Origin of the sequence: Bradyrhizobium sp. Leo170 (assembly GCF_004296405.1) — a bacterium.
Classification (GTDB): Bacteria; Pseudomonadota; Alphaproteobacteria; order Rhizobiales; family Xanthobacteraceae; genus Bradyrhizobium.
In genome coordinates this window covers 1-10,159 of sequence record NZ_PSRR01000315.1, presented here as the reverse complement: position 1 = coordinate 10,159, position 10,159 = coordinate 1, and the positions used below count along the sequence as shown (strand labels likewise).

The 10,159-nt window shown below is 64.3% G+C and carries 8 protein-coding genes; 2 read left to right on the top strand and 6 right to left on the bottom strand.

Features of this window, described 5'->3' with window-relative positions; translation table 11 throughout:
* A partial coding sequence (locus CWO89_RS34675; RefSeq protein WP_130582940.1) for an ABC transporter substrate-binding protein occupies positions 1 to 1,141 on the top strand: 1,141 nt, incomplete at its 5' end.
* Between the two features lie 171 nt (positions 1,142 to 1,312).
* On the opposite strand, the gene CWO89_RS34670 is transcribed toward CWO89_RS34675, so the two are convergent.
* From CWO89_RS34670 to CWO89_RS34660, 3 genes are read right to left on the bottom strand one after another with little or no spacing between them, the layout of a single operon-like run.
* The gene (locus CWO89_RS34670; protein ID WP_130582939.1) at positions 1,313 to 2,044 is read right to left on the bottom strand and encodes an ABC transporter ATP-binding protein; all 732 of its coding nucleotides are present in this window, start codon (positions 2,042 to 2,044) and stop codon (positions 1,313 to 1,315) included.
* On the bottom strand, positions 2,041 to 3,810 hold the full coding sequence (locus tag CWO89_RS34665) for a branched-chain amino acid ABC transporter ATP-binding protein/permease (protein ID WP_130582938.1): 1,770 nt from the start codon (positions 3,808 to 3,810) through the stop codon (positions 2,041 to 2,043). The genes CWO89_RS34670 and CWO89_RS34665 overlap by 4 nt, the downstream gene beginning before the upstream one ends.
* A 5-nt stretch (positions 3,811 to 3,815) precedes the next feature.
* The gene (locus CWO89_RS34660; RefSeq protein ID WP_165421450.1) at positions 3,816 to 4,856 is read right to left on the bottom strand and encodes a branched-chain amino acid ABC transporter permease; all 1,041 of its coding nucleotides are present in this window, start codon (positions 4,854 to 4,856) and stop codon (positions 3,816 to 3,818) included.
* 158 nt (positions 4,857 to 5,014) lie between these two features.
* On the opposite strand from CWO89_RS34660, the gene CWO89_RS34655 reads away from it, so the two are divergent.
* The gene (locus tag CWO89_RS34655) at positions 5,015 to 5,533 is read left to right on the top strand and encodes a MarR family winged helix-turn-helix transcriptional regulator (protein WP_130582937.1); all 519 of its coding nucleotides are present in this window, start codon (positions 5,015 to 5,017) and stop codon (positions 5,531 to 5,533) included.
* A gap of 403 nt (positions 5,534 to 5,936) precedes the next feature.
* Here the strand turns inward: CWO89_RS34655 and CWO89_RS34650 are convergent, their stop codons facing one another.
* The 3 genes from CWO89_RS34650 to CWO89_RS34640 form a co-directional block, all read right to left on the bottom strand.
* Positions 5,937 to 7,217: a glycerate kinase type-2 family protein gene (locus CWO89_RS34650; RefSeq protein WP_130582936.1), complete on the bottom strand. Its 1,281-nt coding sequence runs from the start codon at positions 7,215 to 7,217 to the stop codon at positions 5,937 to 5,939.
* A complete protein-coding gene (locus CWO89_RS34645; RefSeq protein WP_130582935.1) occupies positions 7,217 to 8,449 on the bottom strand; it encodes an ABC transporter substrate-binding protein in 1,233 nt (410 codons plus the stop codon). The genes CWO89_RS34650 and CWO89_RS34645 overlap by 1 nt, the downstream gene beginning before the upstream one ends.
* Before the next feature lie 137 nt (positions 8,450 to 8,586).
* Positions 8,587 to 9,813, bottom strand: a complete 1,227-nt coding sequence (locus CWO89_RS34640) for an ABC transporter substrate-binding protein (protein ID WP_130582934.1) — start codon at positions 9,811 to 9,813, stop codon at positions 8,587 to 8,589.
* Between the last annotated feature and the right edge of the window lie 346 nt (positions 9,814 to 10,159).

Sequence of the window (10,159 nt, the reverse complement as noted above, 5' to 3'; positions counted from 1 at the left end):
CCATCTCGCCGCTGCTTCGCTTGCTGCGGCGCTGGCGCTGCCGGGCACGGCGGCATCCGCGCAAAATAACGAGATCGTCATCGGCATCTCGATCTCGACCACGGGGCCGGCAGCGGCGCTCGGCATCCCCGAACGCAATGCGCTGGATTTCGTGCCGAAGGAAATCGGCGGCGTGCCGCTCAAGGTGATCGTGCTCGATGACGGCGGCGACCCGACCGCTGCTACCACCAACGCGCGGCGCTTCGTCACGGAATCGAAGGCCGACATCATCATGGGCTCCTCCACCACCCCGCCCTCGATCGCGGTCTCCACCGTCGCCAACGAGGCTGGTATCCCGCATTTCGGGCTGGCGCCGTTTCCGATCAACGACGCGCGCGCGAAATGGTCGGTCGACATGCCGCAGTCGATCCCGATCATGGGCAAGGTCTTGTATGAGCACATGAAGGCGCACGGCATCAAGACCGTCGGCTATATCGGCTATTCCGATTCCTACGGCGACCTCTGGTTCAACGACTTCAAGGCCCAGGCCGTGCCGATGGGCCTGCAGATGATCGACGAAGAGCGGTTTGCCCGGCCCGACACTTCGGTCGCGGGCCAGGTGCTGAAGCTGGTCGCCGCCAACCCCGACGCGATCCTGGTCGGCGCCTCCGGCACCGCGGCGGCGCTGCCGCAGACCGCGCTGCGCGAACGCGGCTACAAGGGCCTGATCTACCAGACCCACGGCGCCGCCAGCATGGACTTCATCCGCATCGGCGGCGCCGCGGCGGAAGGCGTCATCATGGCGTCGGGCCCGGTGATGGCGCCGGAGAGCCAGCCGGACAGCGCGCTAACCAAGAAGCCGGGGCTTACGCTCAACACCGCCTATGAAGCCAAGTACGGCGCCAACAGCCGCAGCCAGTTTGCCGGCCACTCCTACGACGCCTTCGAAGTGTTGAAGCGCGTCATCCCGGTCGCGCTGAAGGCCGGCAAGCCCGGCACGCCGGAATTCCGCGAAGGCATCCGTCAGGCGCTGATGAGCGAGAAGGAAATCGTCGCCACGCAGGGCGTCTATAACTGGACCGAAAAAGACCGTTACGGTCTCGACGATCGCTTGCGGATCCTGCTCACGGTGAAGGACGGAAAATACGTCCCGGCGATGTGACGATGCGTGCGGCTCCGCATCCACGACTGTCATCACCCGCGAAGGCGGGTGATCCAGTAATCCGCAGCAGGAATTGAACCGATGGGCTGCTGGCTACTGGATGCCCCGCCGGAGCCTGTCATCGGGCTCGCCGAAGGCGAGACCCGGTGGCGGGGCATGACGGAAGTAAGATCAAACCGCGCTCTCGCCTTCATGCTGGAAGCCGAGATAGCTTGCGGCGACGCGCTGGTTGCTGGCGATGTCGCGGGCCGCTCCGCTGAGCACGAACTCGCCGAGCTCCATCACATAGGCGCGGTCGGCGATCTGCAGCGCGGCCTGGGCGTTCTGCTCGACCAGCAGCACCGACACGCCGGCAGCGCGAAGCTCGCCGATGGTGCGGAAGATGTCGGCGACGATGATCGGCGCGAGGCCCAGGCTCGGCTCGTCCAGCATCAGGAGTTTCGGGGCGCCCATCAGCGCCCGACCCATCGCGAGCATCTGCTGCTCGCCGCCGGACAGCGTGCCGGCGAGCTGCTTGCGGCGCTCCTTCAGGCGCGGAAACAGATTGTAGACGCGCTCGAACGAATTTGCCGCGGTCGCCTTCGGGATCCGGAACGCGCCGAGCTGCAGATTGTCCTCGACATTCATGGTCGCGAACAGTTCGCGGTGCTCCGGCACCAGGCTCAGGCCCGCCGCGACGCGGTCCTCGATGTCGAGCGTGGCCATGTCCTGGCCCGCGAAGGTGGTACGGCCCTTGAGCGGCAGGATGCCCATGACGGCGTTGAGCAGCGTGGTCTTGCCGGCGCCATTGGCGCCGATGATGGTGACGATCTCGTTCTCATTGACCTCGAGCGAGACGCCGCGCACGGCTTCGACCTTGCCATAGGCGATATGCACATCGGACACCGACAACAACGCACTCATGCCGCGGCTCCGAGATAGGCCTTGATGACCTCGGGGTTCTTCTTGATCGCCGCCGGCGTTCCTTCCGCAATCTTGGTGCCGAAATCGAGCACGACGATGCGGTCGGCGAGGTCCATGACAAAACCCATGTCGTGCTCGACCAGGAGCACCGACATGCCGCCGTCGCGCAATTGCCGCAGCAATGCCGCGAGCCGCTGCTTCTCCATATGCCGCAGGCCGGCGGCGGGCTCGTCGAGCAGGAGCAGCATCGGATCGACGCAGAGTGCGCGGGCGATCTCGACGATGCGCTGCTGGCCGAGCGAGAGCGAGCCCGCGAGCTGGTCGATCTGGTCGGTGAGCCCGACGCGCTCGATCTGCCGCGCCGCTTCCGCGAGCAGCCTTGCTTCATCCGCGCGGTCGAGCCGGAACATGCTGGCGACCGCGCCGGATGCCCCGCGCAGATGGGCGCCGATCGCGACATTCTCCAGCACGGTCATGTCGGGCACCAGCTTGACGTGCTGGAAGGTGCGGGCGACGCCGAGCTTCACCACCTCCTGCGGCGGCGCGTTCTCAACCTTCCTGCCGAGCACGGAGATGGCGCCGCTGGTCGCGGTCAAGACGCCCGTGATCAGGTTGAAGGTCGTGCTCTTGCCGGCGCCGTTGGGGCCGATCAGCGCCACGATCTCACGGGCCTTGACGTCGAAGCTGACGTCGTTGACCGCGGTGACGCCGCCGAACTGCTTGCGCGCCTTGTCGAGCTGCAGGAGCACGGCAGACGTCGACGGCGCGCGCTCGCGGGCCGGCAGCGTCAACGACGTGTCCGCCGTCCTGCGGGCCGTCTTGAGCGGCAGCCGCGCCGTCAGCCACGGCCAGACGCCGGATGGCGCAAGCTGCAGCAGCATCACCAGAAGGATTCCGAATACAATGGTCTCGAGCTGGCTCTGGCCGCCGAAGATGTAAGGCAGATAGCTCTGCAGCACTTCCTTCAGGATCACGACGATGCCGGCGCCGAGGACCGCGCCCCAGACATAGCCGGCGCCGCCGACGACGGCGATGAAGAGATATTCGATGCCGGCCTGTGGACCGAACGGCGTCGGATTGGCAGCGCGCTGGAAATGCGCATAGAGCCAGCCGGACAGGCCCGCCAGCACCGCGGCGTAGATGAACACCAGAAGCTTGGCGCGCGGCGTCTGCACGCCGAAGGCTTCGGCCGCGATATGGCCGCGGCGCAGCGCGCGGATGGCGCGGCCGGTGCGGGAGTCCAACAGGTTCAACGTCAGCACCGCTGATATCAAGACCGCGATCCAGATCGCATAGTAGATCGTGCCGGGGCTCAGCATCTCGTAGGAGCCGATCGCAACCGGCGGGATGCCGGAGATGCCGTCATTGCGGCCGAGGAATTCGAGCTTGCTGAAGAGATAGAACAGCGCGATGCCCCAGGCGATGGTGCCGAGCGGCAGATAGTGGCCGAACAGCCGCACCGTCACGATGCCGAGCAGCACCGCGGCGATGCCGCTGACCAGGAGCGAGAGCGGCAGCGTCAGCCATGGCGACACGCCATAAGCGGTCGTCAGCACCGCCGTGGTGTAGGCGCCGAAACCGCAGAACGCCGCCTGCCCGAACGAGGTGAGGCCGCCGACGCCGGTCAGCAGCACCAGTCCCATCGCCACCAGCGCGGCGAGGCCGATATTGTCGAGCAGCACGATCCAGAATGGCGGCATGCCCGGCACCAGCGGGATCAGCGCCATCACGAGGGCGAAGATGACGAGAGGCAATCGCTGCGTCATCGCGCTCAATCCTTCTCTTCTTCGACCGCGGGCGCCGCGAGCGAACGCAGCACCAGGACGGGGAGGATCAGCGTGAAGACGATGACTTCCTTGAAGTTGCTGGCATAGAACGAGGAGAACGCTTCGACGACACCGACCAGAATGGCAGCGACGGCCGTCAGGGGATAGCTGACGAGACCGCCGATGATCGCCGCGATGAAGCCTTTGAGGCCGATCAGGAAGCCGGTGTCGTAATAGAGCGTCGTGATCGGTACGATCAAAATTCCCGAGATCGCGCCGATCAGCGACGCCAGCAGGAAGGCGATCTGGCCGGACAGCGTGGTGCGGATGCCGACGAGGCGGGCGCCGAGACGATTGACGGCGGTGGCGCGCAGTGCCTTGCCGGTCAGCGAATAGCCGAAGAACAGCCAGAGCGCGACGATGAACGCAATGGTGAGGCCGTAGACCGCAAGGCTCTGGCCGGTGAAGCGCAGCGCGCCCGCAGTCAGCGCGACGTTGGAGAGCGCCGGTCCGCGCAGGCCTTCGGCGCCGAAGAACACGAGACCCAGACCCTGCAGCGCGAGATGGCAGCCGACGGAGGCGATCAACAGCACCAGCACGGACGTATGCGCGATCGGCTGGAACGCGATGCGGTAGAGGAACAACCCGATCGCCGCCACGATCAAGAGCGCAAGCGCGATGTTCACGGCGATCGGCGTCTTCGGCCCGGCGAGCGCATAGGTCAGCAGGCAGACGGCCAGTGGAAAGACGATGTCGACCGCGACGGCGCGCGCGATCAGGCGCGCATGCAGCGACTTCCGCGCAAAGAACAAATCGAGGCCGAACGCCACCAGTCCCATCGCGACCGCGAGCTTCGCGGTGCCCGGCACCTGCCCGGTCGCCAGCATGGCATAGCTCAGCGCGCCATAGGTGACGAACTCGCCCTGCGGGATCAGGATCACCCGCGTGACCGCAAACACCAGGACCAGAGCCAGCCCCAGCAATGCGTAGATGGCGCCGTTGGTGATGCCGTCCTGCAGCAGGAACAGCATGATCGTCGTGTTCAAGGCCGAGCGCTCCCCCTCACGCGGCGGGCCGATCGACGCGTCGCAGCGTTCGATCGTCCGGTGTCGGCTGTTGAAAGCTGCCGACGTTTGATATAACTAATAACAATTATCGAATATAATCTCAAGAGCCCGACTACCGGGATTGCGAGCCTCGAGCGATGACTGTTCCCAAGACCGCCGCCGATGCCGTCAAGGTATCCCGCCCCGTCGCCGGGCAGGATCTTGACGCTTCGAGCGACGACGGCCTGCTCCACCTCGGAGAACTGTCGGGGCTGTTGGGCTATTCGCTGAAGCGTGCGCAGCTCAGGGTGTTCGAGGATTTTCTGCGCTGCGTCGCGCCCTTGCAACTCACGCCGGCACAATTCTCGGTGCTCTTGCTGCTCGACCAGAATCCCGGCCGCAACCAGACCGAGATCGCAAGTACGCTCGGCATTTTGCGGCCGAATTTCGTGGCGATGCTCGACGCCCTGGAGAGCCGCGAACTCTGCGCGCGCATGCGCTCGGCAAGCGACCGCCGCTCGCACATTCTCGTGCTCACCGACAAGGGCCGCGCGGTGCTGGCACGCGCCAAGAAGCTCGTCGCCAACAAGCACGAGGCGCGGCTGATCGAATTGCTCGGACCTGAGAACCACGCGGCGCTGCTGGAGATGCTGGCGAAGATCGCGCGCGAGTTTTGAGGGCGGAGTTGCCGTAGGATGGGTAGAGCGCAGCGAAACCCATCGCGATGGAGCATGCCGCGCCAATGATCGGTTTCGCTCCGCTCTACCCATCCTACGATTCTGCAGACCCTCATCTTGAGGAGCGGCCGTTTGGCCGCGTCTCGAAGGATGAGGCCCCGCCGGTGGCCTCGCCCTTCGAGACGACCGCTGCGCGGTCTCCTCAGGGTGAGGGGATAGGTTGGAATGCGCCGCTCTATCCACGTCATTCCGGGGCATCGCGCAGCGATGAGCCCGGAATCCATTTTTCCACCTGTGTCTGCGGCCCGATGGATTCTCTGATGTGCAATTGCACATCATAGCTCGCGCTCCGCGCGCCCCGGAATGACACCGGTGCTTACGGCGAGAACGACAGCAGCGAGCCTCAGTCCACCAGGATGACGCGGACGTCGTTGACGTTGGTCAGGGTCGGGCCGGTCAGGAGCAGATCGCCGGTTTGAGCGAAGAAGCCGCTGGCGTCGTTATTCTCGAGATAGGCCCTGGGATCGAGGCCCTGCGATTTCATCTTCGCGAACGTAGAGTGGTCGATGACGGCGCCGGCCGGGTCGCTGGCGCTGCCGGCGCCGCCGTCGGCGCCGTCGGTGTCCGCGGCAAGCGCCGAGACATCGGTCATGCCCCTGAGCAGATCGGCGAGCGCGAGCGCGTATTCCTGGTTGGGGCCGCCGCGGCCATTGCCGCGCACGGTTACGGTGAGTTCGCCGCCGGACAGGATCGCGACGCGCCTGCCCTCGCTGCGGGCCGCTAGCGCAAGCTGCGCGTGCGCGGCGGCGACGTCGCGCGCTTCGCCTTCGAGATCAGCGCCGAGATCGATGGTCGCATAGCCGGCTTCGCGCGCGACCTTGACCGCGGCTTCGATCGATGCCTTCGGCTTCGCGATCAACTCGAACGTCGCGCGCGCAAAGGCGGGATCGCCCGGCTTGCAGCTTTCATTGCCGGGATCATCGAGCGCGCGGCGAACGGCGTCGTCGACGGCAAGATTGTATTTGGCGACGATGGCGCGTGCATCCGCAAGCGTGGTCGGATCGGGGACCGTGGGGCCGGATGCGATCGCGGAAGGATCGTCATGCGGCACGTCGGAAATCGCGAGCGTCACGATCTCCGCGCGCTGGCCGGCCCGCGCCAGGCGGCCGCCCTTGATGCGCGACAGATGTTTCCGCACGATGTTCATCTCGCCGATCGGCGCACCCGAGCGGAGCAGCGCCCGGTTCACCTGCTGCTTCTGCGCAAAACTGACGCCGTCCGCCGGCGCGATCCAGTTGGCGGAGCCGCCGCCGGAGATCAACACCAGCAAGAGATCATCCGCGGTCGCCGTCGCCGCCAGCCGCAGCGTGTCGTCGGCGGCTTTCAGCCCGGCCTCGTCAGGTACGGGATGGCCGGCCTCGATCACGCTGATCCGGCGGGTCGGCACGCCATGGCCGTGACGGGTGGTCGCGATCCCTGTCAGGAGCGCCGGATCGAGCTCGAGCGCGTCGAGATAGTGTCGTTCGGCCGCCGCCGCCATGGCGGCGGCGCCCTTGCCCGCGGCAAGCACGATCACCCTCCCCTTCGGCACCGGACGGAGGTGCGGCGCCAGCACGACGTCCGGATGGGCGGCAGCTACCGCCGCATCGAAGATCGCGCGCAGAAGAGGGCGTCGGTTCGTCATCAGTTGCCAGAGATCTCGCCGCTGAGGACTTCGCCGAACAACTGCCAGCGTTCACCCTTGAACTGCATCAATTGCAACTGCTCGATCGGCATGTAATCAGTCGCGCTCGTGGTCAGCGTCACGCCCGGTAACAGTCCGCCTTGCGCAAATTGCTTCAGGCTTTGCGCCTGCTTCATGACATTCTCCCGGGTCAGGTTGTCGCCGCAGCGACGGAGCACCTCTACCATGGTAGTCGCAAGGTTGTAACCGGTCATCGCCGAAGAGTCGATCCGGTTCATCTCGGGAAGATATTTCGCGAGCAGATCGTCGAATGCCTTGATGCCGGGATCGTTGGCCCACTGGGGATCGCTGACATCCTTGGCATAAGCCGCCGAGATCACGCCCTGCGAGTTCTCAACGCCCGCCGGCTTCATCACGGCCGCCGTCGAGGCGCTGACGTTGGAGATGATCGTGAGCGGCTTCCAGTTCATCTCGCCCAGCTTCTTGATCGCCTGCGCGCCGAACTTCGGCGTAGTGTAAAGCACCAGAACGTCCGGATTGGCCGATTTGATCTTCACCACGTGCGAATCGATGGTCGGCTCCGAGACCTCGTAGCTCTCCTCCAGGACGATCCGCGAGGCGTCTGCGCCGAACCCATCCTTTAGGCCCTTCAGATAGTCCTTGCCCATATCGTCGTTCTGGTAGAGCACGGCCACCTTGGCGCCCGGCTTCTCCTTCGTCAGGTATTTCGCGTAGATGCGCGCTTCGCTCTGGTAGCTCGGCAGCCAGCCCATGGTCCAGGGAAAGGTCTTCGGCTCGTTCCACTTGGTCGCGCCGGTGGCGACAAAGAGCTGCGGCACTTTCTTGCTGTTGAGGTATTTCTGGATTGCAGTGTTGGGCGCGGTGCCCAGCGTGCCGACCACCAGCAGAACCTCGTCGCTTTCGACCAGCTTGCGTGCCTGCTCGACCGTCTTCGGCGGGCTATAGGCATCGTCATAGGAGATGAAGTTGATCTTGCGGCCGTTGATGCCGCCCTCGTCGTTGACCTTCTTGAACAATGCGGCCATCGCCTTGCCGACGCTGCCGTAAGCCGAAGCCGGCCCGCTATAGGGCACGATGTTGCCGATCTTGATCTCGGTGTCCGTCGCACCGGTGTCATATTGCTTCTGCGCGAGTGCGGCAGAGGCCGTGGTGGCGGTTACGGCAAAGCCGAGGAATGCGGTTGCAAGGCGGCGTCGGGTCAACATAGGCATAGGACTCCTTCGGAGCAGAAGCTCCCATTCTGGTGCATCGCATTGATAGCGCGGAAAATCATGTTGGCAACAAAAAGCCCCTGCGAATGTGTCGCAGGAGCTTTGCGTGCTTAACCTTGGGTAACCGCAGGAGGCTTTCAACCGCCGACGTCAGCGCTGATGACGTCGCCGAACAGCTCCCACTTGTCGCCCTTGAACTTCATGAGCTGAAGCGAGCTGATCGGAGCAAAGTCGTTTGCTCCGGTGTTGATCTTGATGCCGGGCAGCAGGACTTCGGTACGGAAATCCTTCAGGCTCGCCGCCTGCTTCATGACGTTCTCGCGCGTCAGGTTGTCGCCACACAGCTTCAGCACCTGAACCAGCGTCTGCGCCACGCCGTAGCCGACCACGGTACCGCCATCGAGCTTGTCGCCTTCCGGAAAATCCTTGGCCATGAAGGCATAGAATTCCTTCATGCCGGGATCGTTGTCCCACTGCTTGTCGGAGGCGTCCTTGAGGTAGGCGGCGGAGATGATGTCCTGGGCGTTCTCGAAGCCGGCCGGCTTGAGCACGCTGCCGACGGAAGCCGAGACGTTGTTGAGGAAGTGCAGCGGCTTCCAGCCGATCTCGGCGTTCTTCTTGATCGCCTGCGCGGCAAATTTCGGCGTGGTGATATTGATGAAGATGTCGGCGCCGGTGGCCTTGAGCTTGACCATATGGGAATCGATGGTCGGCTCGGAGGTCTCGTAGCTTTCTTCGGCAACGATCATGGTGGAGGCCTTGGAGCCGAGCCCGTCCTTCAGGCCTTTCAGATAGTCCTTGCCGTAATCGTCGTTCTGGTAGAGCACCGCGATCTTGGCGTTCGGGTAGTTCTTGAGGATGTACTTGGCGTAGATCTGGGTTTCACTCTGGTAGCTGGGCTGCCAGCCCATGGTCCACGGGAAGTTCTGCGGATCGTTCCATTTGGTGGCGCCGGTGGCGACGAAGAGCTGCGGCACCTTCTTCGAGTTCATGTATTTCTGGATCGCGGTGTTCGGCGGCGTGCCGAGCGAATTGAAGATGAACAGCACCTCATCGCTTTCGACCAGCTTGCGCGCCTGCTCAACCGTCTTCGGCGGAGAATAGGCGTCGTCATAGGAGACGAAATTGATCTTGCGGCCGTTGATGCCGCCGGCGTCGTTGATCTTCTTGAAGTAGGCGGCCTCGGTGCGTCCGATCACGCCATAGGCGGAGGCCGGTCCGCTGTAGGGCATGATGTTGCCGACCTTGATCTCGGTATCCGAGGCGCCGGGGTCGTATTTCTTCTGTGCCGACGCAGTGCCGGCAGTGGCCGCAAGCAAGCCGAACGCTGCCGAAAGAATCGCAAGTTTCTTGATAACGGACATTCCGTCTCTCTCCCTTTTGGATGACATTGATGCTGTGTCACGGCTTTCTTGATCCGAAAGCTCTTGGTGTTAGCCGTATGGCTTACCATTTTGCCGACATTGCCTCAACAAAAAGCCCCTGCGGCAAAGCCGCAGGGGCTGCATCTTTAGTAGTCCCACGTGCACGCAAGCCGCAGCAGCACGATGAGATCGGGTCGAACTGCGTCCGCGACGAACACTGCGCTCCCTCTCCCGCCTGCGGGAGAGGGTTGGGGTGAGGGTGTCTCCGCGATGGGACTCTTCGTGGGGCGAGAGCCCCCACCCGCTGCGCAAGGGCGCAGCGACCTCCCCCGCAAGCGGGCTATTA